This is a genomic window from Phyllobacterium sp. CCNWLW109, from assembly GCF_037203905.1.
GTDB classification, from domain to species: Bacteria; Pseudomonadota; Alphaproteobacteria; order Rhizobiales; family Rhizobiaceae; genus Phyllobacterium; species Phyllobacterium ifriqiyense.
Genome location: NZ_JBBCBK010000001.1, coordinates 932,906 through 956,639, shown reverse-complemented (window position 1 = coordinate 956,639; position 23,734 = coordinate 932,906). Strand labels below are relative to the sequence as shown.

The window sequence follows — 23,734 nt, the reverse complement described above, 5'->3', positions numbered from 1 at the left end:
GGATGGACCATAGGAGACGAAGCTTACGCGAAGCCCGCGCGTTAGAGCTTTGGATCAAAAACCCTTTTCAATCCGCGAATAGGTTAGCAGCGTCAGCGTATTGATCTGCGAGCCGACAAAAGGTGCGGTCAGAGCAAGCACTGCCAGAATAACCAGTATCTTCGGCACGAATGTCAGGGTGACTTCCTGAATCTGCGTCAGGGCCTGAAACAGGGCAATGCCGACACCTGCAAGCATCGCTGCACCGACCGCCGGGCCGGCGGCTACGATAACCGTCCAGATCGCCTGATTGACAATATCCAGTGCATCAGCTTCGTTCATGGTCAGCTGATGACGATACCGGCCGTAATGATCAGCTCCGCCCCGCCCTTGAGCTTTGCTACCATGCCATCGCTATAGATGCGCACGGATTCAACCACGCCCGAGACTTTGCCATCGAGGCTGGTCACGGTCCGTCCGATGATACCATCCGCTTGAGAGAGTGACGAACTTGCCAGTAGCTGTTCAAGCTTGGCGTTCATCTGAACAGCTTGTTCAACACTGGAGAATTGCGCCAGCTGCGTCACCTGCTGCGTTGCGTCCATGGGCTTGGTCGGGTCCTGATTTTTCATCTGGGCCACGAGCAGCTTCAAAAAGGTCTGATAATCAGCGCCCGCAACAGCTTTTGGTGTGTTGGTCTGATTTGTTTGTTCCGTGCCTACGGGCGTAATAGTGGTCATGCTGTCGCCTCCGGCCTTACCTGGCCCGTTTGTGCAGGAATGGCAGCGCCTGAACCACCCGACATGATTTGTGCTTCCAGCGCGTAAAGCCCACGGATCGATTTTAACGCTTCGAAGATGCGGTCATTACAGACCACCTCATCGATGAGCTTCAGCTCTTTCAGCATTTGCTGGTTGGAAAACGTGCCGAGAAGCGCCGTCAGCATGCGCTTGAAAGCCAGGTTCGCCTCGTCCTTTGCCGATGGGTTGATCAGCATGATCTGCGCCGCGAAATAGAGCTGCCGCAGCGGCGTCGTTGTTTCGTCAGCCTGAAGCACATGGCTTCCCAGAAGGAAGCTCACATCATTCATGAATTCGAGCGCGACTTTGCGGTCAGCGCGCAGAACAGCCCCGTTCACATATATTTTTTCGCCAGCGCGCAAGGACACTTTCATGGCATTCAAATTCCGTCGCGAATGGTTTTTGTGATGTCGATTATGCTGTCATAATTGACCGACCTTTCCTGTCGGATGGCTTCCAGTTCCTTCAGAATGAATATGCCTATGGATATCAGCGATGCGCGCAATTCCTGCGGTAACTGGTTTGCCGGATCGCCAAGGTCTTCCATTACAATCATCCACAGACGGGACGTGAACTGTACGGCTTCAATTCCCTTGAACGAATAGCCGTCCTCGTCACGCGCTGCCTCAAGCATCATGATCGATTGATCGAATAATGACCGCTCACGCTCTTTGGCGCTCGTTGCACCGTCATTGATGATATCGTCGTATCGAGCCTGGTACATTGTCTTCTCAAAGTTTCGATGCATGCGGATTGCACGCAAGGTCAGGTCTATTTCAGGTAATTCAGCAAGCTCAGACTTTGCATCTTCACAGTCAGCGCATAGGAAGCATCAATCTGGGTTCGCAGTGCCTCCACCCTGTTGGCGGCTTCATAGGGGTCGACGCCCTCAAGGCCGATCACTGAGCTGTTGAGCACTTTCAACTGCACTTCCAAACGATCCGTTGCGTCTTTCGTTCGCGCCTGAGCTGTTCCGAGAACAGATTGCACGCCGGGCAGCGTTGAATTGGCCTCTGTGGTGGTCTCGATCGCCTTTGTGATCACGGCATCGAAAGCACCCTGGTTCAAACCAATATTGGCGAACTCGGCAACCATCGTGTAGCTCATCATCATCTTGCGAAACCCGGCATTGTTTGCACTGACCGAGGTTTCGGCCAATTCGGTTGGCGCGATGCGGCTTTTCATGAGCGTATCGGAGGCAGATGACCAATTATCGGACCATGAGGCGGCATCAAACTCTGACGAGAATGGACCGTCCAGAAAGGCCTTCATATCGTTCGCGCTGATTGTTGAAACCTGAGGATCAGTAACTGGAAAGCCGAAATGGTCTTCAAAGGACTGCAGGACTGCCGCGCGTGCCGGATTGCCTGCTGCATCATAATCGCCAAGCGGCTTTACGTCAGTGTTGACGCCGGCAAAGACATATTCGCCGTTAAAACTGGTGTTGATCAAAGATGTCGCCGTCTGCATCAGCCCTTTTGCGGCATTAGCTGCAACCTCATGGCCCTGTCCGCTACCGCGCATGGCGATAATCGTTCCTAAAAAGCCCTGAGAACCCTTCATGGCATTGCTCAGCGCATTTTGCGATGTCGTCATACGCTCGGCCAGCAATTTATTGGAATCCGTAAGGACTGACAGCCGATCATGTTCCTTTCGCAACGAAAGCGATTGCCCGGTGCGGCTGCCCAGCGCCAGACCGGTATCAAATACAAAGCCCGTCGTTGCTTCCTGTTGCGCCTTGACCAGATCAGCCTGCGCCTTTGAAATGATGCTCCGGGTTGCGTTTGCAAGGACGTATGAAGAGACCGATTGTGTTTTCATGTTTATGACGCCGCCCGGAAGAGTTCTTGGAACATGGAGTCTACTGTCGACAATATGCGGGCCGACGCCTGATAGGAGTGCTCCAGGTCCAACAGCGATTGCATCTCGGTATCGATGTTCACGCCGCTGACATTGGAAATCGCATCACTCGCTCTGGACGAGAGAATTTTGTTGTAATCGTTCGTATCCGTCACGGATTTGCGCTTTTCCTCAAGCGAGCTGATCGATGCGGCGGCGAAATCAAGCAGGCTTTTATTGTTGCCTGCTGCCGCATCAACGTCAAAAGTTCGCGGTGCGCCGATCGCCCCAATCAGACTTTGCAGCCGATCAGAATAGCCTGCAGAACCATCCGGATTCTGAACATAAGGTGTTCCTGCCGGGCCGCCATCGCGCAATAGCGCAGGATTGCCTCCTTCCGACAAAATATAGGCAGATGATACTTTAAGTGACCCCGCGATTCCCGGAAGGATCGTGGCATCGGCCGGCATCGCCGGTGCGCCCGAATAGGTAAACAGGCCAGGGACTGTCGGTACGCCTGTGCCTTTTTCAGCAAACATGCTGACGAGGCTGCGGGCAATTTCATCCAGTTGCTTTTGATAGGCCGGCGCAGTCTGGTCCCGCAATTGCAAGAGACCGCTCAGCCGTCCGGTGCCATAGGGTTGATCAAATGTGCCATGCGACAGCGGTACGCCGTCCACATAGACCTCATTGCCGCCCGTTGAAGCGCTAAACGCACTTGTCGGTGTAAACGTCACAGTTCGTGCAGATTTTTCAAAAAGCGTGACGCCTGACTCGGCGAAAATGACCATATCATTGTCATCACGCTTTAAGGTTGTGATACCGATTTCACCGGATATCTGCTTTAGCAGGCCGTCCCGTTCATCAAGGTCATCCGAGACATCAGACCCAGCCCTTGTGCCACTGACCACCCGATTGTTGACCGCCTCGAACTTTGCCAGGAGGTCGTTGATGTTGTTGACCGAGTCCGCAATATCATTGTCGGCATCCTGGCGAAGCTTCTGCGTTTCCTGCGTTCCCCGGTTAAGGCTATTGGCAAGCGACACGGCTTTGGCAACGGCGGATTCCCCCACCGAGCTATTGCCAGGCTGAGAGGCATAAAGCTGGAGTGAATCCCGTAAATCGCCAAGAAGGGCTCGCGGTGAATCAGACGCATTACTGGCTGAATAAATGCCCGAAAGGCGATCAAGACCGCCTTTCAAAGTGTCGGATGCTCCCAGAAAGCTGTTGGCTTCCACGAATTTGGAAAGAAGGGCCTCATCTGCCGAGCGTTTCACCGACATATAGGTCAAGCCACCGGCGCCGCTTACCACTGACCCTATGCGCCGCGTGAAATTTGGATCGTTGGCACCTGCAATATTGCGGGAGACGACCGCGGTCTGCTTTGACACGGTATTGAGAGCACTCTGAGCAGTAAGGAGCGCTGAAGTTAGTGACATGCCCTTTGTCCAATTCCCATTATAAGTTCAGCTATCGTTTCAGATTGACCAGCACGTCCATCAAGTCCGCACCGGTCTGAAAGACTTTGGAGTTTGCCGTATAGTTTCTCTGCGCTTCGATCATTTCCGTAAGATCCTGCGCAATATCCGCATTGGATTCCTCAAGGGCTTCTGACGTGATGCTGCCAAAGCTTCCCTTGCCGGCAAAGCCCACCTGAACTTCACCGGAATCGGCACTGGTCGAGAACACATTGCCTGACAGAACCTGAAGGTTGTCGGGGCTGGGCACATCCGCGAGCGCGATCTGGTAGATCGGACGGGTCGTGCCGTTCTTGTAGTTGGCCACCACGATACCATCGGCGCCGATCGTCACGTCTTCAATCGGACTGGGCGAATTGCCATCGATCTTGACCTGAATGGGATTGTAGTCGCCAGCCAGTTGCTTCGTGCCGGAAAAGTCGATTTCGAGCGGCTGGCCATTTGGAACGACAACGGAAATCGACTTGTCCGCCGATGTGAGCTTACCTGTCAGGGCATCAAAGTTGAATGTCTCGGTTGTTAGCGGAGCCGCTGGCGTATAAGGGAACCCGCCCGTTGCCGATGCATTGGCCTTGTTATAAACGGCGGCCTCCCATTGGTTGTCCGCCGTCTTGGTGTAGTAAATATCCAGAACAACGACATTGCCCAGATTGTCATAGGTTTGAACCGACGATTTGGCGGTAAATTTTGCCGTAGCCGTTGTATTTGCAGGTGGCCGGTCGGCAGCGGGTATAATCTCAGCGCCTGCCGGCAAATTCGCCGTAAAGACGCCTTTGCGGCTCGGGTCAGCGATCAGATCGTTTTGCGAGAGATTGATCTTCTCCAGACCCTGGTAGCCATTGGCTACCGGATTTACGTTGCCGTTGGTAATGGGATACCCCATCAGGTAAAATCCGGCAGTATTGACCAGATTTCCGGCAGCATCAGGAACGAACGAACCGGCACGTGTCAGGTAAGGTGTTCCATTGGCATTGCTGACGATGAAGAAGCCCCTGCCTTTCAAGGCAAGATCAGTAGAGGATGTCGTGAAACGCAGCGGGCCATCATCAGAAATATGGTGGCGAACGGTAGTTTCGACCCCACCGGAATTGTAGGAGCCGCCGGAACTGGGAAGAACAAGCGAAGAAAACTCGGTGCTCGCGCGCTTATAGCCGGTCGTGCTCGAGTTGGCGATATTCTCGGATACCGTGGACAGCCGGTTGGCTTGACCGTTCATACCCGACACGCCGGTTCGCATCATTCCGTAAAGGCTCATTTCCGTCTCCTAAAGCGCGATTCAGTCCAGAATCGTTATGCCTCGATACTTGCGCGAAGCTGACGTGGGGAATCACTGAGAGAAGCTAACAAATTTTCGATTGATCAAGATCGGCGGCACGCGCCGGTCTTCAGTCGAGATTTATGCAATAGCCAAGGAAGCGTTTTGAATCGATCGGATCATATCCAAGCTGCTCACGCAGTTTCTTGCGCAGCTTGCTGATATGGCTCTCGACAACGCTTTCTTCGACTTCACTATCGAAGATTCCATAGATCGCATTGAATATCTGGGCCTTGTTCAACCGCCGTCCGCGGTTGGCAATCAGATATTCAAGGATACGGCGTTCGCGGCGCGGCAAGGAAAAATCAACCCCATTGACCTGCGGATCGCGCCCGTCGGAGAAAATCTTGATCGGCCCGATCTGGGTTCCACTGCTGCCATTGCCGTAACGTCTACGAATTGCATTGATCCGGGCCAAAATCTCGCGAACATGCATGGGCTTGCGCACAACATCATCGACGCCAGCCTGGAAAAGCTCCAGCGTGTTTTCCAGCGATTGGGTGTCGTTGACAGCGATCACGGGAGCCGAGCAACGTTCACGAATTTTATGTGGAAACTGGCTGCGGTTCGCGCACTCCCCTATCAGAAATGCTTCCACTGCCATAATATCTTGCTCCTGAACGGTGGCGACCCACTCACCAAAATCGTTCGGAGAAAACCCGGTTGTCGTTATGCCCTCTCGGGCGAACCATGCAGAATACCCACTCGTCACCAGACTTCGTTCGTCGACGACTACAATCACAACCCCACCTTCCGAATCAGTAACTTAACCCCAAGCACGACACACGTAGCGGTGGTAAGGAGTTGTCGACAATCCCCAACTAATTGTTCCTAATTAATTGGGAGTCGGAATGAGTGGTATAATAGCTGGACTTGGGGGAAAAGCCGACACGGCGGCTGTAGCAAAGCTGACGCAATAAGTTTAACAAATTGCCAACGGGAAATAAAATTCACGTTTTATTACCGTGTATTAACGTGGTCCCTTATTGCAAAAGATGCGCATGCCAGGAGTCCAGTTTTTGCGCTCGCTTGCGTCATATGTTCCATTACCCGGCAAACATAATTTTTCTGCATGATGTTCATTGCCCGCCCCGCAATGCCTCGCTGCCAACTTCGTTTTGGTGCAATCATGGCGTGCGCGCACGCGGCCTGGTCCCCACGGACTGGTGACGGCATAGGCAAACCGACAGTCAGGTGCGAATTAAACGACGAGCCCGCGCAAAGGACGAATTTGAGCGCCTGGCTTTGCCGGTAATTCGACATGGTCCGGTGCAACGTCTGCGGAAAAACTTTGATGGGTCGTTCGATCTTCCGGCGTATTCTGGAAACCCGATTGGCCCTGATTATTGCCGCGCGCGCCGAGCTGTTGCGGATCTTGCCCATTGAGATTTTGCTGCCCCGCTTGAGGGTTTCCTGCACCTGCCTGCGAGCGGTCTATAATGGATATTGTGACATTAGATGCATCATCCGTAACGCCAGCGCGGTGCAGCGCTTTGCCCAAGGCCTCACGATCATTCGATAGGTGCTCGGCCATTGCAGTGCTCGCCGCCGCAATCTGGATATGCATTCCCTCGGATGTCAGGCGCAGTCTGGCCGTTACAGTGCCGAGTTCAACGGGCTGCAATTGAATGACCAGCGTCCTTGCAGCACCCGTGGTGCGATCAGAAACCACTTCTATGCCGGTGACAGCCGGTGAATTGGCCGGTACCGTAACCATCGCGATATTTCCCATCAAGGGTTTTGCCGTGGCTTGTGGCAATGAAGGAGCAGCCTGCTGGGATGTGTTCGTGTTAGACGCCCCAATCACGTCCTGCAATGTCTCCGTCACCGGATTGGGATCCTGTTTCTCCGGTTTTACCGCCTTTGACGCTATGGCAGAACTGGCGCCATTGATCTCCTGCTGCTTTGCGGAGACAAGAGTTGGCAATGCGGGCTCGAATAGGGCTTGCTCGGATACAGGAGGCGCGGATGAGACGGAAAGTCTGCCTGAGCGCTCTGGCACTTGCTTCGGCGCTTGTTCTTTGTCTGCAAGAACATCTGCAGCATCTGTCTGTGGCGGGATGTCATCGTTTCCCAGCGTCAATTCAGCAGCATCCGAATCTGTCACGGACACTGCTCCTTGCAAGCCCTGCTGGTCAATCAAGGTATCGGGGGCAAAAGCGGTTTTATCACCTTGCCGCCTATCCAGCATTTGCTCCAACGCAATAATTGGTTGCGTGAAAGCACTCTGTGCAAGCGACATGGATTCCTCATCCCTGTGATCGGGCGGGCTGTCTGGCCCAGCGCTTTTTTCGTCACCAGGAATGTGGTTTAAAACGCTTTTCCGGTGTGGCTTGACGGCCTCCAAAAGCGATCCAAAATTAGGTTGCAGCTCTTTGGCTCCAGGCATTTCCTGGAAGTTGCCTTGCGTCTCTTCCTTTGTAGCCCGCACCGGCGTCTGCAACTTCAGCTTGAAAGGCATATTGGATCCGATCGTCATTTCCCGGCCTTTCCAAGAATTGCATCGATTGCATCGAGCTTCTTGCGCGTTTCTGTAATCATTGCATCTTCCGTATCGACGGCGGGCGGCTGGCGCGTCTTTTGCGGCGTCTGCGTGGCGATCTCTGGCGTGGGGATAGTTTGGGGCTCCATGGCAGCTGACGTCACACGCGGTTGTTCGGTTATTTTCCCCGCCATGGCCATAGCCGCTTCAAGTAGGTTTACGTCGCGGCCATGCAGACGATCCTTTGGCAGGCTGGACAATATTCTGCCCGCTTCTCCGGTCTCATCGGAACCGACATTGCTCACAGCAAGGTAAAGCCTTGCCTGTGTGTTGTCGGCTTTGAGCGCAGTGGCCAGTTCTTCCGCTTCCCGCGCGGCAAACCGGGCACGGACCAGATCACCATTAACAATAGAGCTACGGGCGAGGCGCAAGTAAAATGGCATCCGGGCGCCCGGCCAAGCCAGCACTGCCAGATCCTTGATTTCCTCCTCGCTGATTTTGTCTTTCAGCTTCAGTAAGGCGTCGACAAGCTGGCGATAGAAATCTTCCGAATATGGTGATCGTTCAAAGCGTTGCAGGTAGTTTCTGGACAGATATAGCAGCTTGTCTTTCTCGCCAAGACCAGCGGCGATGCTGAGACCGCGGCGCAGTGCGGCCTCCTCCAGCAGCGTTCCCGGCGCATTCAGCCGTATATAGTCGAGGCGCTTGAGAGCTGTAATCGCATCAATCGAAGCGAGTTGAGATGCCGTTACCAAATAGATCGAAGCGTTGAGTTCTGCTGGCAGATTTGGCGGCAGTTCCTGAAAGTTCTCGACAATGCGAAGCGCATCGCCATCTGCATAAGCCAATGATCCGGCGATAAGTTTAGGATTGATCTGATCAGGCTTCAGCGTGGCAATGATGCCGCGTACAACATCAGGATTGCCACCATTCAGCAGATAGATGAAAAGCGCATAGGCATTGGCCGGCTTGTCCCAAGCCTCCGGTTTGGCCTCTTTAAACTGACGCGAAACATGCGCAAGAACCCGGTTGAGCATCGGCAACGCTTCCGGCTTTCCAGATGCTACCTGGTCCTGCAACATGCGCATTGACCGCACCAGAAGATATGGCTCTGGTGCAAGCATATCCGCTCGCGCCTGTGCCTGCATCAAACCGAGCAAACCCAGTATCAACACAAGATGATAGTGCCTCACTCTCATCTGCCAACCGTTTTAAGAAAAATATCGATCCGGCGATTTTGAGCTGCATAGGGATCCGACGCAATCTTTGGGTCGCGATCCGCATAACCGTCAATTCGAAGAATACGCTTTGCATCGAGACCGCCCCGCGTCAGCATATAATAAGCCATATGGGCACGCGCCGAGGACAAACGCCAATTGTCATAGCTATCGCTCTTGAACGGTCGCGCATCGGTATGACCGCTGATGACAACATCACCCTTGCGGGAGGCGATGATCTTGCCGATCTCATCCAGCACCTGCACGACGCGCTTGTCAGGCTTTGCCGAGCCAATGGCAAACATGCCATAGTCAACTTTGTCAGTCAGCTGAATCATAACGCCTTCATTGGTGGGGACCACTGTCACCTCCGGCGCATTTTTCTCATCTGCAATGCCGGTCTTTGCGATTTCCGCAGCAAGCTTTTGGGCAATCTCAGCTGGACTCATCTCCCGCTTGCCTTCCGTGCCCGTCTGACCAGCAGCTTTCTTGCCCTCGACAGACTTGGCGGCGGGATCGGGTTTTATATCGCCAGCGCTCAACCGTTGTGCCAGCGATGCCTGTTCAATCGTTGCCGACTCCTGTTTGGAGGCGTCCTTTTTGACGCTAGCGCTTTTTTCATAGGATGGGGGTGGCACGGGCGGGCTATCCGTCAGAGGGAAAATTTCATCATCCGCCCGGTTAGTCCAATAGTTGGGATTGAAGGGATCCCGATAGGCCTCACCGCCTTCCGCACCGGTCATTGGACCAGCACGATTAATGCCACCGGCACCCGCGACGGACCGGTTCTGGAGGACACCAGAATCCGTGGCGATCTCCGCAAGAACCGCATAGGGATCTTTGAATATCTGCCGCTCTTCGCGTTCTGGCTGCGTCTCAGTATCACGGTCGTTGCGAGAACTCTTTGTTTCCGCATCGGTGGAATCGGGACGTTCGAAGCGGACCTTGCCCTTTTCCTCGTCAGAGTCCTGAATACCCTTTGGTCTGGCGTTACGGTCCATCAATTTTACGGGATTGAAATAGCTGGCAACAGCCGCTTTGGTTTCCTCGTTAGCAGCATTGATGAGCCACATGACGAGGAAGAATGCCATCATTGCCGTCATGAAGTCAGCATAGGCAATCTTCCAGACACCGCCGTGATGACTGTCTTCGCCATCGCCTCGGCCACGACGCACGATAACAATTTCGCGATGCGTTTCGGGATCAATGTTCATCGGATGTGATCTCTCAAACTATCGATCAGACGGCCAAGCCGTGTCTCGATAACCGTATCGTCAAGCCGCAGGGACAGCTCTGCCTGGTTTGCCTCTGACAGAGAAAAACGCGTAAGATCAAAGCCGGGCCGGTTGCGAAGCACGTCCAGAAGATGCGATGGGCCGCTGATCTTCGCGGTAATCCCTTCATATCCCATGGTCAGTCGCTCTATTTCGCTTGCGAACGCACTTACCGCACGTTCCCGCATATTGACTTCAATCAGTGGAACAAGCACCGCAGCAAGCGAGCCGGAAAGATCAGACGCAATCGTCTTCAGCCCTTCATCCAATTGCGCTGAAATGCGCGCTCCCGTCTGCTCCAGAAACGTCACTTCAGCTCCGGCAAGCTGTTCTTGAAACTCCCGCTCCAGCCTGACCTTTTCAGCCTCGAACAGAACCGAAGCTTCAACCTGCCCCGACTCCCTGCCCGCAGCAAATGCCTCCTTGATCTTGAGTTCGTAGTCGATGAGTTCGACTACCTCTTCAGGAGTATCGTCAATATCGGTTTTGATCGTTATCCGCTCGCCAGGTGCGGTAAATACCGTCACGCGATCGGCAGGCACACGCTGCGGCGTGAAATCCGTCAGCATGCTGGCAATGGATCTGGGTTGGGGTGCCGTCATGCCGCTTCATGCACCCATTGTTTGAGGATCGCGGCGACACGCTCCTCATCCATGTCGATCATCTGCTCCAGCCTGTTCTGGGCCGGAACGCGCATGCGGCGTCTTAACTCGCTGAGATCGTCATAGGGCGCACTTTGCTCGGCATTTGCAGCAGCAACAGCAGGAAGATTGTTTGCCGGTGCAAGCCCCGGCACCGCGAAACCCGGCTCATCCGCCAGCTGCAAAGCATTCTGCTGATTGCTCATTTCACGCATCAATGGACGCACGCCAAACCAGAGTACCAAACCGACCGCCGCAATCAGCGCCGCAGCATTGATGAGCGTACCTGTCTGCCGGAAGATCAATTCCGATATGGGTGTTGAAGCCGGTTGCAGCTGCTCGTCGGCCGCTTCCAGGAAGTTCACAGCTGTAACATTGATCACATCACCGCGCTTGGTATCAAGACCGGCGGCGGTTGCGACCAATTGCGTAATCTTGGCAATCTGCTGATCCACGAAGTTGGCCGGCGGCGGAGTCTCACCGGCAGTCGCCAGCAATCGCGCCTGATCAACCACCACCGCAATCGAAAGACGCTTGATCTGATAGCTGTCGCTCGTGGTCGAAACCGTCTTCGAGTTCAACTCGTAATTGGTCAGCTCTTCGCGCTTGTCGGTCTTTTCCGTGGCACTATCGCCATTTCTGCTGGCAATCTCTTCCTGTGGAATGTTCTGTTCCACACCTGTCGCATTGTCACTGGTGGAATTTTTCGAATCGCCACTTTCGCGCACCACGCGAACCGAGCGTTCGACGCGCGATTCAGGGTCGAACACTGTCTCATTTGTCTGACGCCGATCCGTATCCAGTGCCACCTGGACGCTCGTCTGGAAATGCCCAACGCCCAGATAGGGAGCAAGCGCCTTGCGGATATTCTCGTCAACAGATGACGAGACATTCTGCTCCAGCGTGGCGGACATGACTGCACCGGCATTGGTGCCGTCATCCTTGGAAGCCAGCAGCCTGCCATTCGTATCGAGGATCGTGACTTCCGAGGCAGTCAATTGCGGAACGGCCGCTGCCACAAGCTGGCGTATGGATTGCGCGGATTCAATTGCGAAGTCGCCTTCGGTGCGGATGACAACCGACGCGGAAGGAGCTTGATCGCCGCGACGGAAACTGCCTTTCTCCGGCAAGACAATGTGCACTCGCGATGCCTTGATCCCGCGTATGGCCTGAATGGTCCGTGATATCTCGCCTTCAAGCGCGCGCACCCGCGTGATTTCCTGCATGAAGGATGTGAGGCCCAGCGAGCCCATATTGTCGAAAAGTTCGTAACCGGCATTGTTGCTTGTCGGCAGGCCCTTTTCTGCAAGGTACATACGCGCCTGATCGGCCTTGCCGAATGGCACCAGAACCGATGTTCCGTCTGACTTGACATCGAACGGTATGCCCGCTTCGCCCAAGGCCATACCCATGCGATTAACGTCATCGCGGCTCAGCCCGACATAGAGTGTCTCATATTGCGGCCGGTTAAGATAAAAACTAGAGGCAAGAATAGTGGCAAAAAGCGTCACACCGATGATGCCCAGCGCAATAAGCCGCCGGGCTCCAAGCTTTTTCAACGCTGCGCCCAGCTGCTCAAAAGTCTGTCTTAGGTTCTTTTCCATCAATTCCCACCGCAACACCTTGGGCCGACCATAGATGCTGAAGCTTGCGCGAAGTTAGAGTGGCATTGCTCAAAGCCATTGCCAGAAAACAAAAAGGCCACGCGCGAAGCGTGGCCAATTTAGTTTTGCAGAACTGTTCTTATTAGCCGCGGAAGAGCGACAGGATGCTCTGGTTGCCGGAATTGGCAATCGAGAGTGCCTGAATGCCGAGCTGCTGCTGAACCTGCAAAGCAGACAGACGAGCTGATTCTGCGTTCATGTCAGCATCAACGAGCTGGCCTACGCCGCGATCAATCGCGTCCATCAGCGAGCTGGTGAAGCTTACCTGCGTGTCGATACGGGTCTTTGCGGAGCCGAGACCCGCAGCAGCAGCTTTCATCGTGTCGATGGCTGTACCGACGGTTGCCGATGTAGTAGCGGCTGTGAGAGCAGCTTCGAGATCGAATGCAGCAACAGCAATGGTTGTTACGCCAGTGCCAGCCTCGTAACCGGTAACGATGTTCTGGGCTGTGCCACCTGTCTTGAGCAGGTTAACGCCCTGGAATGTCGCGCCCTTTGCCATTTCAACGATCTGAGCCTTGAACTGGGCAATGTCGGCATCAATGATGGCGCCGTCTGTGCCTGGAGTTTCCTTGGCAACATATTTCGCCTGAATCTTCTGAGCGAGGTCGATAGCTTTCGTCAATGAAGTATAGGCAGTGTCGACGATGGAAGCACCAAGACCAAGACCGTCCTTAACAGCAGAAAGAGCCGAGTTCTGCGTGCGCATGCCGGTTGCGATTGACCAGTATGCAGCATTGTCGGAAGCTGTCGAAACGCGCTGACCGGTAGCAATACGGTCCTGCGTTGTTGCAAGGTTCTTGTTTGTTGCGGAAAGTGTCTGCAGCGCAGTCATTGCTGACGCGTTTGTAAGAATGCTAGCCATAGGATGAAGTCCCTGATGAGATATTATTTGGGACATACCGGACTGACCGGTATAACGGAGCGGCATCATGCCTATTGTCATTGCGACAACCCGTTATGTGCGTGATGAGTATGCCAAAAATGTTACGGTTTCAATAACGTTCATGATTAATTTTTCAAAGTTGGTTAGCGCACCTGTATCCGGCTAAGAATAGGAACGGATAAGACTGCCAACAAGGATGTTCCAGCCATCGATGAGGACGAAGAAAAGTATCTTGAACGGCAGCGACAGCACGGTTGGCGGCAGCATCATCATACCCATCGACATTGTAAGCGTTGCAACGATCAGATCAATCACCAGGAATGGCAGAACGATCAAAAAGCCGATTTCAAATCCGCGACGCAGCTCGGAGATCATGAATGCGGGTACGAGGATACGCAGGTCAACAACTTGATTCGCCTGTGTGCGAAATGATTCGTCGGCCAGGTCTTCGAACAATCGCAAATCCTTGTCGCGGACCTGCCGCAGCATGAATTCGCGAAACGGCGTGGTGATTTCATTGATCGCCACATCCTGAGTGATCTGGTTGTTGACCAGCGGCTGCACACCATTTTGCCATGCTCTGTCAAAGACAGGTGCCATCACATAGAATGTCATGAACAAGGCAAGGCTGATCATTACCAGATTGGCGGGCGTAGTCTGCAATCCAAGCCCGGCCCGCAACATCGAAAATGCAATGGCAAACCGGGTAAAGCTCGTGACCATGATGAGAATGCCCGGTGCAATCGACAGGACGGTCAATGCCGCCAGCATCTGGATGATCTGGCCGCTGGATGATGCACTGCCTTGCGGTATCAATCCTTCAAGCAAAGACGCTTGTTGAGCCATGGCCGTTCCACCAAGACCAAATAATAACCCGGCCAGAAGCACCGGCGTCAGATAACGTCTTTTCATTCCATCACCAGCGCCCAGATGTAAACTTTATCGACTTTGCCTTCAGTCCGCATGCGCGCACGTTCCTGCAGATCAGTTCTCAAATATTCCAGTCCGGCTGGTCCCCGCAGCTGCATCAGGTTTACCGTGCGAAGGAAGGCCATGAAGTCGGCGGAAACGGCGGTTGTCAGCTCGTCGGAAATTGCTTCTCCCGGCCGGACAATCAATCCTGCCTCCAGCCTGATCCAGACATCCTGAGGGATTTTGACATTGGTGAGGATCGGCTTCAGTACGACAACACTGCCGTCGGGCATTGCCTCCACCGACGGAGTTTTTTTCTCCGCCGCACCGGAGGCAGCCACAGGTACTGCCAGACCCAGTTGACCACCAAGAAACCAGCCTCCCGCACCGGCAATGAGTGTCAACACGATGACGACAACTGCCAGGGCAGCTATTGAAGGCGCCTTGCGTGTCTGAACGGTATCTTCGGTGGCAGCGCTCATTGTGGGGCTCTAAATCGGCGAGACCGCATCAAGGACCTGCTGGCCCCATGGCGGCTGTTGCACTTCGCTTTGGCGACCACGGCCACCATAGGAAATGCGCGCTTCTGCAATCTTCTCGTAGGAAATCGTATTATATCCTGAAATGTCACGCGGCCTTACAACACCCGCCACATTGAGTACGCGAAGCTCGTTGTTGACGCGGATTTCCTGCGATCCGCGAATGATGAGATTTCCGTTCGGCAAAATGTCGGTCACGATTGCAGCAACCGACAGATCGATTTTCTCCGATCGTTCAATCTTGCCCTCGCCCTTGGTGCGGCTATCTGAATCATAATCGAAATTGCCGCCAATATTGCTTACCGAGATTCCGCTCCCGCCCAGATCCGCCTTGGCGCCATAAATGCCCGAAGCGACGCGTGAGCGGTCAGACTTATTGTCAAGCTTCGCCCGGTCATCAATCGAGATAACGACTGTCAGCACATCACCCGGATTGGTGGCGCGCGGATCGCGGAAAAAACTGGCCTGTCTGTCCTGCCACAGCGAGTATTTCTGCGGACGAGGCTGTACCGGGTAGTTTGATGGGTCGCTCACCGTAAAATTGTGTCCCACGCCCGTGCCGACCGGCGTCATCTCCGGCGGTCGATTAAAATCACGCGGATTCATTGCACAGCCTGAAACCAGAAGTACGCTTGCCAAAGCCATCGGCATTGCCGCTTTTTTCATTGTGCGGTTCTTTCTTTTGTCGTCACAACCCGCGAACCGACAATCACCCGCGCCAGCTTGGATGATTTCTCCGGGGGCATCTCGTTGAGAATAACGCTGGAAACCCGTGGGTTGAGTTTCAGCAGGAGCGCCGCGGCGGCTTCATCGCCCAGCAGTGCCATTTGCGCTGCGGCAGCGTCGGGCCGCATCTTGGATATGATGCCGACAAGTGAGTCTTCAGCCTTATCGATAAATTCGTCACGGCGTTTCAGCCAGACTTCATATTCCTGACGCTTGGCGTCGAGAAGTTCGATACGGCTATCTATATCCTCACGCAATTGCTGAAGCTCGCGTGTTTGCATCGCATAACGAGCATCGGCGGCCTTGTCGGTGATATTGGAGCAATACCGGTCAATCTCCTGTCCGGTATCATCCTGCGTTCTGGCTGTTTCCTGGGAAAAGCCGTAAGCCGCCGGCAAAAGCAGCGCCAAGCTGAAAGCAAGAGCTGCAACAGATGCTTTGAGAAAGCCCGACACGTTCATTGGACCACCAGTTCGGCATGGAGGGCGCCGGCGGTCTTGATGCCTTGCAGAATCGCGATGATACCCTGTGGTTTCACTCCAATCTGGTTCAGCCCCTTGACAAGGCTTTCCAAATCAGTGCCCCCAAGCACCCCGATTTTCGATGTCTGGTTTACATCAATTTCGGTATTTGGCTCTACCGCAGTTTCGCCGTCCGAAAATGGTTCGGGCTGCACAATCGTCGGACGTTCAGTCACGCGCACTGACAGGCTGCCATGGCTGATCGCAACACGGGAGATGCGCACTTTTTCGCCAATGACAACTGTCCCTGTCCGCTCGTCAACGACTACACGGGCGACTTCATCTGTGACGACCGGAAGCCCCTCAATTTCGGCTAGAAAACGCGTTGCTGAAATGCTGGCTGGCTTACGCAGGCGGATCGATTTGGAATCCCGCTCTTTGGCAACAGCCTGCTTGTAGCGGCGTTTTGCAAAGGCATTGATCGTATCGGTAATGCGTACCGCGGTGGTAAAATCGGGTTCACGCAGCTCGACAATCAGCTCATCATGACCAAAATTACCGGTGACTTCCTTTTCCACCAGCGCGCCATTGGGAATGCGGCCGCTTGTCGGCACTCCCTGTGTTATGGTTTCCGCTTGGCCCGAGGCCGTAAAGCCGGAAACGATCATATTGCCTTGCGCAACCGCATAGGTCTGGCCATCGGCTGCGGCCAAGGGAGTCATGACCAGCGTACCGCCAGCCAAAGAAGTCGCATCGCCCAATGACGAGACTGTGATATCGATCCGCGAACCACGCCCAGCGAAAGGCGGCAGATTGGCCGTTACGATCACGGCGGCAATGTTTTTGGTACGGGAGGCACCGGCTGGTGGGCTAATGCCCAGATTATCCAGCATGGCGCGCATGGACTGTTCGGTAAAGGGCGCACTGCGCAAGCTGTCACCCGTGCCGTTCAGACCGATGACAAGACCATAGCCGACAAGCTGGTTTTCGCGCACACCCTGAATATTGGCGATATCCTTCAAGCGGGCGATCGCCCCACCCTCGCCAAGCTGTGATGAGGCACCTCCCCAGCGGCCATCATCAAGCTCTTTTTGAAAGGCTGCCCGCGCTTGCCCAGGCGTTTTGTAGTCCTTGGCATTGGCCGACGACTCAGCTGCATAGCCAGCGGGTGATGCTGCAAGCATCAAGCCGACAAATGCCATGAGGACACGCAGCAGCTTCATTGCATACCAACCTGGATGCTTCCATTGGCAAGCACGGTTCCAGTTACAATAATGCCGCTATCAATGTTGCGGACCTTTACGAAATCACCGGAACGGCCGGCCTCCATTGGTATGCCTTTGGCAGTGATAACCAGAGCGCCCGTATCGTAGACGATTGGAACAGAAACTCCGCGCTGAACAAGATCCGGCTCGTTCACGGCTGTAACCAGAATGGGTTTTCCCGGAAGGAGGGTCTTGCGCGCAACCTTGCCGATCAGCTGATCGGCGGACAGGATATAACTTCCCGCCGCACTGGACTTGATCGTGAACATCTTTTCTTGCAGCTCGTTGCCGCCGATGGCCTGTCCGGGATAGATGATCTGCGATGGGACGATAAAAGTTATGCGGTCGGCCAGGGCCGACGACACAACAAAGAAGGCCGTGGCAAAAGCACTGGCCCGCAACAGATTCTTTATCGCTCCAATGGCTGTCATCATCACCCTCAACGCAGATTCTTCGAAACTACCGAAGCCATTTCGTCGGCGGCCTGAATGACTTTCGAGTTCATCTCATAGGCCCGCTGCGCCGTGATAAGATCCGTGATCTCCTTCACCGGATCGACGTTTGAGCTTTCAAGATAATTCTGCTTCAACGTTGCAAAGCCCGGATCACCCGGAACACCCACAACGGGATCACCGGAGGCATCCGTTTGCCGGAAAAGATTGTTGCCTAGCGGCTCCAGCCCGGCTTCATTGGCAAAGTTTGCGATTTGCAGCTGCCCCAGATTAACCAGCTGGGTCTGGTCCGCCATTTTAGCGAACACTTGTCCACTCTCAGTGATCTTGACCTCAATCGCATCGGTAGGAACAACGATATTCGGTTCAACGAGATTGCCATCAAGGGTCACAAGCTGACCCGTCCCGTTGACGTTGAACGCTCCGGCGCGGCTGTATAAGGTGTCGCCTGCAGGGTTCTGTATCTGGAACCATCCACGGCCTACCAGCGCGACATCATAAGGATTTCCGGTCTGGTTGAGCGGCCCCTGTATATGCAGATTGCGCACCGCAGCTGTCTGCACACCAAGACCAACCATGGCTCCTTCGGGAACAATGCTTTGGTTGGCAGCATTGGGAACGCCGGCTGTCCGCTCTGCCTGATACAAGAGATCAGAAAATTCAGCCTTGGCGCGCTTGTATCCGGTCGTATTGATATTGGCGATATTGTTCGCAATGACTTCCAGATTAAGCTGTTGGGCATTCATGCCGGTGGCTGCGATAGTAAGCGCTTTCATTGGGATTCCTTATCCAGCTAAATCGGCATGCGGCTGATTTCGAGATAGGCCTGCACGATCTTGTCGCGAATGGCGATCGCGGTTTGCAGCGATTGTTCCGCGTCCATGACCGCATTGACCACGTCGCGGGTCGGCACGTCGCCCGTCATGCTTTTCATGGACACAGCTTCTGCGGTTTGCAGCTTGCCGCTCACGGAGCTGGCGAGTTCTGAAAGCACATTATCGAAGGATGGCTGACCGGGTGCGGCAACTTGCGATGCAGCAGAGGCGGCCCCCTGATTGACAGTCTCGGTCAGTTTGGAAAGGGCGTTACGGGTAGAAACGCTGAGAAGCTGGTCTATCATCAGGAATTCCTCAAAAGATCGACGGTCATGGCAATCAGCTCGCGCGCTTGCTTGACGACTTGGAGATTGGCTTCATAAGAGCGATTGGCTTCTCTCATATCCGCCATTTCAACGACCATGCTGACATTGGGATATTTGACATAGCCGCGACTGTCTGCCGCCGGGTGACTTGGCTCATATTCTTCGACAAAGGCGGAAGTATCCTTGCCGACCTCGGCAATTTTAACCGTTTCGACGCCGGTCGTACGATCAAGCTCGGTCGCGAAGGAAACCGTCTTGCGCCGATAGGGATCGCTGCCGGCTGTCTTGCCGGTCGATTGCGCATTGGCAAGATTTTCCGAAACGATGCGTAAACGTGTTGACTGGGCGGAAAGGCCGGATGCTGCGACTTTAAGGGCGGCCTGTAGCGGATCACTCATGCGCTTAAGCCTTCACAGATGACATCATCATGCGGTGAAACGCCTTGACGATGCTGGTGTTGAGCGCGAATTCGCGATTGATCTCGCCGGATTTCACCATTTCCATTTCGAGGTTAACGGTGTTCTTGGAGTGGTTTTGTTCGGTCACTGCGTCCTTGCGCAGGGCGGTTGCCGCAATGCCTGAGGCATCGATTTCCAGATGCTTCGGATTGGTGGCCGCCATTGTCAGTTGCGACTGGGCAAGGACGTCATGGAATGGTTCGACATCGCGAGCCTTGAACCCTGGAGTATTTGCATTCGCAACATTTCCTGAAACCGCTGCCTGCCTTACTGACAGCCACTCGGCCTGACGTGACGCCAGATCGAACAGATGAATTCCTTGCATGTGCTTCCCCGCAGCCGAACCGATTAACCCGCTCTTAATATATGTGGTCAGGCTTGCGTGAGACTTGCGGCAGCGTCAGCTTCAGTCGATCTGGCTAGAACGTCCTGTCGATCACAGTCCCGTCGGAGGTCTTGATATTCCAGCTTCCGGGCGCTGCTCCGCGCTGTATAGCCACCAATGTGCTGCCATCCGGCAGTGGTGAGCCCTTCTCGACGAACCAATATCCTGTTTCGTCCTCAATCATCACCAGTCCGCCTACAACTTCGCGGACAAGGAATTGCGGCTTACCCGGAAAAGGCTGTTTGCTGGCGTCCTCCATCTTCGCAAACCTGTCAGCTGTCAGCTCCGACGTTGTAGCTGTCGTCATCGGATCAAGCTCTTCGCTGGAATTGGGTGATGTTGAAGCAATCTTGCCCCGTGTCTCGCGTACAACCTTCTGGTTGGCACGGTTGAGAGGATCGCGCACCTGAATACCGGAAGCCTCGGGCTTTGGGCGCGCATCCAGAATATCGTAATACATGACGAATGGCAGCACGAAGGAGACCACGGCCAACCCGAAGCCTGCCGTTTTAAGATAGCCGTCAAAACGCTTGTCGCGTTGTTTGGGCGCTAGGGCTGTCTCGATATCGACCGATCCGGGTTTTGCCGCGTTTGCTTGTTGTTTTGTCATGATGGCTCCGTTGGCCGCAAGGCGGTGGCAAGGTCGCTATAAGGGTCCTGAGATAGTGGGGAGGCTGGCGTCTGCTGCATTGTCCCGTATATCAGCGGTACGAGATGGACGGCCTGATCAATCTGCGGATCGCTGCCGGTCTGATAAGCGCCGATCATCCGAAGATCGCGCGTTTCCTCGAACCTTGAAATCAGGCTGCGCAGACCCGTCGCAAGTTTTGCCTGATCCGGAGACCAATTATGGTGTGCCAGACGTGATATCGATCCCAGAATATCGACAGCCGGAAACCGCCCCTGAGCCGCTATGGTTCGATCGAGAACGATATGACCGTCAAGAGTACCGCGAATGGCATCCGAAATGGGATCATTGTGATCATCGCCATCGACGAGAACAGCATAAAGCCCGGTAATTGTGCCTTGGCCTTCAAGACCTGGCCCTGCCCGTTCAAGCAGGCGCGGCAGCTGGCTGAAAACGCTCGGCGGATAGCCGCGTGATACCGGCGGTTCACCGGCGGCAATGGCTATTTCGCGTGCGGCATGGGCAAAGCGCGTAATCGAATCCACGATCAAAAGTACATTGTCGCCGCGATCACGGAAATACTCGGCAATCGCAGTGGCCGTATTGGGAGCAAGCCGTCGCATCATCGGGCTTTCATCACCCGTGGCAATAACGGCAATGGTCTTATCCAGTTTGCCAGCCATTGTGTCTTCAAGCATGTCGCGCACTTCGCGGCCGCGCTCGCCTGTCAGTGCGAGAACGACTGTGTCGAAGTCAGCCGCTTTGGTCATCATGGCAAGCAGCGTGGATTTGCCGACGCCGGAACCGGCAAAAATGCCCATACGCTGGCCGAAACACATGGGCACGAAGACGTCGACGACATTGACGCCGCTGCGCAGACCTTTTTCCACCCGGTTCCTGTTCATCGCAGAAGGTGCTGCACAGTCCACAGGTACTGGTTCGGCTCCGGCGGTCATCAATCCCTTGCCGTCGAGCGGCTCGCCCAGCGCATTGATAACCCTGCCCTTCCAGTCTGGTGATGGTGCAATACGAAACTGGCCTTCGGGAAACACCGGGCTGTCGAGCGATGGCGTAATCCGGTCGTCAAATGGTTTGATCAATGTTTGAGTTTGTTCAAGCCGCACTACTTCCGCGGGATGAAGATGCTGATCACATCGGATCATCACGAGATCCCCAAGCTGCACCTTGTCCGAGATACCCCTTACACCGATTGCCGACCGCGATACTTCATTGACGTATCCGCCGACAGCAACAGACCCACATTCCCGGTTGGCCTGTGACAACAGGCGCGCCAGGCTGTCGAGCCTCACCGTTCCGGTGTTCATGGTCTGTAGGGCACTGTCCAGCGCGGTCATGAATCGCAGGACATCAAGAGGACGAACCGAGGGTCTTGATGGCGCTCGTGAATGTCGCTTCACTGCCGCTGAGCAAGGCATTGACGCGTTCAAAGGCGCGCGTAACATTCATGAGCCGAGTCATTTCGCTGATCGCATCAACGTTTGATCCCTCAATTGCACCCTGAATGACACCTGCGTCCGGATTGTCGATTACTGGTTGGGCAGCAACGCTCGGTATGATTGCAGAATTATCGAAATAACTGAGTTTTGCACCAGGATCGATCGTGAACAATCCAATGGCACCGAGCTGACGACCATTTTGATAAACCGCACCATCCGAAGATATCTCCGGCGGGCCCCCATTCGGGTCGATTGTCAACGGCTGGCCTCCGGCGTCGAGGATTGGGTATCCCTTGACCGATAGCAGTTCTCCCGTGGTCGACATTTTCATTCTGCCATCACGGGTAAACACCTGACCTGCTGGCGTCTGCAATGAAAACCAGACATTCCCCTTGGCGGCAACATCAAGCGGATTGCCAGTCTGATTGATCGGTCCGGCCTCCGTCTTGATAAAGCTTTCGCCAGCACTGACGAAGCTCGAGTTCTCGGCGGCCTTCGAGACCATCGCATCGAATTTCATGCCTGTTGCCCTGAATCCGGGCGTCGACATATTCGCCACATTATGCGCCAGCACATCAAGCCGGCGTTCCAGCGATATTTGTGACGAAAGCCCCACATAAATGGAATTTTCCATCAGCGCCCTCCAAGTTTGAATGATTGCAGGGTTGCAAGAATGCTGGGCGATATGCCGATTTCCGCTGCCCCGCCAAACAACTGCACTGACGGCGCCATATTCGTGCTGGGATTGGCCATGTCGTACATGGCTGTAAAGCGGACAAGAAGTTTCTCGACCTTCGCCGGATCCTGCAAATCCTTGAGATCAAGTTTCTCTTCAACCATCTTGGCCTGACGATCAATGTCGAGTGCGGATGTCTGTTTGGGAATATTGAAGGTTGTCTGGAAGACTGCAAGCAGGCGCTTATCGCCAAGGATCTCATAAGCATTGGTAATGGACGAAGCCTTGCGGGAAAAATAAAGCGCCAGACGCGCGCCGTCGCTTTGTTTACCGGTTTCCTGTTCAAGCGTCATCTGAACATAGCTGTCGACGACAGGCTTTAATACGGCCGGGCTTTCGGTCGTCTTGTCGCCCAGTTTGGCGAAGTTGAAAGCCGTAGCAAATTCCTTGTAGCGGGTATCAGTCAGCTTATTGGCAAAACTGTCCCTGTTCTCGACCCCTTCGGTCAAAACTTTTTTGATGAATGCCTTGGCATAGGCCATGTCTTCAAGCCCGAAGGCTTTCAACGCATAATTATATAGCTTGGTATCCTTCATCAGATCATCGATGGTTTTCACCTTGCCAATGTTCTTCAGATAATAGTCGCTGTCGCGCTGTACCATTGGTTCCTTGGCAATGCGCGCAAGCGAGCGCGGCAGATCCGCAGCAATCAAACGGTAGCTCGTCATCGTACTGGTCATGATGCGCCTTTCAGAAGCTTTTGCGTATCTGTCGCAAATCAAGCTTGCCTGAAGCTGATGGAGAAACGCCAGTTGACAGTGTGCGCGGGTTTGTCCTTCGCTCAGGAAGGCTCACCATGAGGAAAAGAATTGACTGTAAGGAACTGGCCCTTGCAGCACCGGCGACTGTCATTGCAACCCACTCTCTTTCATTTTAAGCGGTGCAAGCTGCGCATGGCATGTAGCAAATGGCGTTCGGTGGCTAGCTGAGCCTTCTTGTCTTACTACAAAAGGAAGACATGCAGCTGCTCTTCGAAATCAAACTCCGTTCCGGCTGCAA

General features: G+C 54.3%; 28 protein-coding genes. All 28 read right to left on the bottom strand.

Annotated elements, in window-relative coordinates:
- Nucleotides 1–54 precede the first annotated feature (54 nt).
- The 28 genes from V9K92_RS04675 to V9K92_RS04540 all read right to left on the bottom strand — a co-directional run bounded on the left by V9K92_RS04675 (nt 55) and on the right by V9K92_RS04540 (nt 23,415).
- Nucleotides 55–321, bottom strand: coding sequence for a flagellar biosynthetic protein FliQ (locus tag V9K92_RS04675; protein ID WP_115054996.1), 267 nt, complete (start codon nt 319–321; stop codon nt 55–57).
- A gap of 2 nt (nt 322–323) precedes the next feature.
- A complete protein-coding gene (gene flgD / locus V9K92_RS04670; RefSeq protein ID WP_337353408.1) occupies nt 324–719 on the bottom strand; it encodes a flagellar hook assembly protein FlgD in 396 nt (131 codons plus the stop codon).
- Nucleotides 716–1,153 carry a flagellar biosynthesis repressor FlbT gene (gene flbT, locus V9K92_RS04665; protein WP_115054994.1) on the bottom strand — a complete coding sequence of 146 codons (438 nt, stop codon included), beginning with the start codon at nt 1,151–1,153 and terminating at the stop codon, nt 716–718. The genes flgD and flbT overlap by 4 nt, the downstream gene beginning before the upstream one ends.
- Nucleotides 1,154–1,158: 5 nt before the next feature.
- Nucleotides 1,159–1,503: a flagellar biosynthesis regulator FlaF gene (gene flaF, locus V9K92_RS04660; RefSeq protein WP_337353407.1), complete on the bottom strand. Its 345-nt coding sequence runs from the start codon at nt 1,501–1,503 to the stop codon at nt 1,159–1,161.
- A 47-nt stretch (nt 1,504–1,550) separates the two neighbouring features.
- Nucleotides 1,551–2,600 (bottom strand): flagellar hook-associated family protein, encoded by a 1,050-nt coding sequence (locus tag V9K92_RS04655; RefSeq protein WP_115054992.1) that lies wholly within the window; start codon nt 2,598–2,600, stop codon nt 1,551–1,553.
- A gap of 2 nt (nt 2,601–2,602) precedes the next feature.
- Nucleotides 2,603–4,057 carry a flagellar hook-associated protein FlgK gene (gene flgK, locus V9K92_RS04650; RefSeq protein WP_337353406.1) on the bottom strand — a complete coding sequence of 485 codons (1,455 nt, stop codon included), beginning with the start codon at nt 4,055–4,057 and terminating at the stop codon, nt 2,603–2,605.
- A gap of 31 nt (nt 4,058–4,088) precedes the next feature.
- Nucleotides 4,089–5,351 (bottom strand): flagellar hook protein FlgE, encoded by a 1,263-nt coding sequence (locus V9K92_RS04645; protein WP_115054990.1) that lies wholly within the window; start codon nt 5,349–5,351, stop codon nt 4,089–4,091.
- A 130-nt stretch (nt 5,352–5,481) separates the two neighbouring features.
- On the bottom strand, nt 5,482–6,153 hold the full coding sequence (gene ftcR / locus V9K92_RS04640) for a flagellar transcriptional regulator FtcR (RefSeq protein ID WP_115054989.1): 672 nt from the start codon (nt 6,151–6,153) through the stop codon (nt 5,482–5,484).
- 459 nt (nt 6,154–6,612) lie between these two features.
- Complete coding sequence (fliK, locus tag V9K92_RS04635; RefSeq protein ID WP_337353405.1) at nt 6,613–7,890, bottom strand: flagellar hook-length control protein FliK; 1,278 nt, start codon at nt 7,888–7,890, stop codon at nt 6,613–6,615.
- Nucleotides 7,887–9,092 carry a chemotaxis protein MotC gene (locus V9K92_RS04630; RefSeq protein WP_337353404.1) on the bottom strand — a complete coding sequence of 402 codons (1,206 nt, stop codon included), beginning with the start codon at nt 9,090–9,092 and terminating at the stop codon, nt 7,887–7,889. The genes fliK and V9K92_RS04630 overlap by 4 nt, the downstream gene beginning before the upstream one ends.
- The gene (locus V9K92_RS04625) at nt 9,089–10,324 is read right to left on the bottom strand and encodes a MotB family protein (protein ID WP_115054987.1); all 1,236 of its coding nucleotides are present in this window, start codon (nt 10,322–10,324) and stop codon (nt 9,089–9,091) included. Before V9K92_RS04625 ends, V9K92_RS04630 begins: the two co-directional genes overlap by 4 nt.
- Nucleotides 10,321–10,986 carry a hypothetical protein gene (locus V9K92_RS04620; RefSeq protein ID WP_337353403.1) on the bottom strand — a complete coding sequence of 222 codons (666 nt, stop codon included), beginning with the start codon at nt 10,984–10,986 and terminating at the stop codon, nt 10,321–10,323. Before V9K92_RS04620 ends, V9K92_RS04625 begins: the two co-directional genes overlap by 4 nt.
- A complete protein-coding gene (fliF, locus tag V9K92_RS04615) occupies nt 10,983–12,629 on the bottom strand; it encodes a flagellar basal-body MS-ring/collar protein FliF (RefSeq protein ID WP_336441445.1) in 1,647 nt (548 codons plus the stop codon). Before fliF ends, V9K92_RS04620 begins: the two co-directional genes overlap by 4 nt.
- A gap of 142 nt (nt 12,630–12,771) precedes the next feature.
- Nucleotides 12,772–13,554, bottom strand: a complete 783-nt coding sequence (locus V9K92_RS04610) for a flagellin N-terminal helical domain-containing protein (RefSeq protein ID WP_115055116.1) — start codon at nt 13,552–13,554, stop codon at nt 12,772–12,774.
- Between the two features lie 183 nt (nt 13,555–13,737).
- Nucleotides 13,738–14,487 carry a flagellar type III secretion system pore protein FliP gene (fliP, locus tag V9K92_RS04605; protein WP_115054984.1) on the bottom strand — a complete coding sequence of 250 codons (750 nt, stop codon included), beginning with the start codon at nt 14,485–14,487 and terminating at the stop codon, nt 13,738–13,740.
- Nucleotides 14,484–14,969, bottom strand: a complete 486-nt coding sequence (locus tag V9K92_RS04600; protein ID WP_337353402.1) for a flagellar basal body-associated FliL family protein — start codon at nt 14,967–14,969, stop codon at nt 14,484–14,486. Before V9K92_RS04600 ends, fliP begins: the two co-directional genes overlap by 4 nt.
- A gap of 9 nt (nt 14,970–14,978) precedes the next feature.
- Nucleotides 14,979–15,692, bottom strand: a complete 714-nt coding sequence (gene flgH / locus V9K92_RS04595) for a flagellar basal body L-ring protein FlgH (RefSeq protein WP_115054982.1) — start codon at nt 15,690–15,692, stop codon at nt 14,979–14,981.
- Nucleotides 15,689–16,213 carry a MotE family protein gene (locus V9K92_RS04590; protein ID WP_307277272.1) on the bottom strand — a complete coding sequence of 175 codons (525 nt, stop codon included), beginning with the start codon at nt 16,211–16,213 and terminating at the stop codon, nt 15,689–15,691. The genes flgH and V9K92_RS04590 overlap by 4 nt, the downstream gene beginning before the upstream one ends.
- Nucleotides 16,210–17,436, bottom strand: a complete 1,227-nt coding sequence (locus V9K92_RS04585) for a flagellar basal body P-ring protein FlgI (RefSeq protein WP_337353401.1) — start codon at nt 17,434–17,436, stop codon at nt 16,210–16,212. The genes V9K92_RS04590 and V9K92_RS04585 overlap by 4 nt, the downstream gene beginning before the upstream one ends.
- Nucleotides 17,433–17,909, bottom strand: a complete 477-nt coding sequence (gene flgA, locus V9K92_RS04580) for a flagellar basal body P-ring formation chaperone FlgA (protein WP_336441442.1) — start codon at nt 17,907–17,909, stop codon at nt 17,433–17,435. The genes V9K92_RS04585 and flgA overlap by 4 nt, the downstream gene beginning before the upstream one ends.
- An 8-nt stretch (nt 17,910–17,917) precedes the next feature.
- Entirely contained in the window at nt 17,918–18,706 is a 789-nt protein-coding gene (gene flgG / locus V9K92_RS04575) for a flagellar basal-body rod protein FlgG (protein WP_115054979.1), read from the bottom strand.
- 17 nt (nt 18,707–18,723) lie between these two features.
- Entirely contained in the window at nt 18,724–19,050 is a 327-nt protein-coding gene (locus tag V9K92_RS04570) for a flagellar hook-basal body complex protein FliE (RefSeq protein WP_115054978.1), read from the bottom strand.
- Nucleotides 19,050–19,469 carry a flagellar basal body rod protein FlgC gene (flgC, locus tag V9K92_RS04565; RefSeq protein ID WP_115054977.1) on the bottom strand — a complete coding sequence of 140 codons (420 nt, stop codon included), beginning with the start codon at nt 19,467–19,469 and terminating at the stop codon, nt 19,050–19,052. Before flgC ends, V9K92_RS04570 begins: the two co-directional genes overlap by 1 nt.
- A 4-nt stretch (nt 19,470–19,473) precedes the next feature.
- The gene (gene flgB / locus V9K92_RS04560) at nt 19,474–19,854 is read right to left on the bottom strand and encodes a flagellar basal body rod protein FlgB (RefSeq protein WP_115054976.1); all 381 of its coding nucleotides are present in this window, start codon (nt 19,852–19,854) and stop codon (nt 19,474–19,476) included.
- Nucleotides 19,855–19,948: 94 nt separating this feature from the next.
- On the bottom strand, nt 19,949–20,524 hold the full coding sequence (locus tag V9K92_RS04555) for a hypothetical protein (RefSeq protein WP_307277253.1): 576 nt from the start codon (nt 20,522–20,524) through the stop codon (nt 19,949–19,951).
- The gene (gene fliI / locus V9K92_RS04550; RefSeq protein WP_337353400.1) at nt 20,521–21,897 is read right to left on the bottom strand and encodes a flagellar protein export ATPase FliI; all 1,377 of its coding nucleotides are present in this window, start codon (nt 21,895–21,897) and stop codon (nt 20,521–20,523) included. The genes V9K92_RS04555 and fliI overlap by 4 nt, the downstream gene beginning before the upstream one ends.
- Nucleotides 21,898–21,910: 13 nt before the next feature.
- Nucleotides 21,911–22,636 (bottom strand): flagellar basal-body rod protein FlgF, encoded by a 726-nt coding sequence (gene flgF, locus V9K92_RS04545; protein ID WP_336441536.1) that lies wholly within the window; start codon nt 22,634–22,636, stop codon nt 21,911–21,913.
- Entirely contained in the window at nt 22,633–23,415 is a 783-nt protein-coding gene (locus V9K92_RS04540; RefSeq protein WP_307277246.1) for a DUF1217 domain-containing protein, read from the bottom strand. The genes flgF and V9K92_RS04540 overlap by 4 nt, the downstream gene beginning before the upstream one ends.
- Nucleotides 23,416–23,734: the final 319 nt, after the last annotated feature.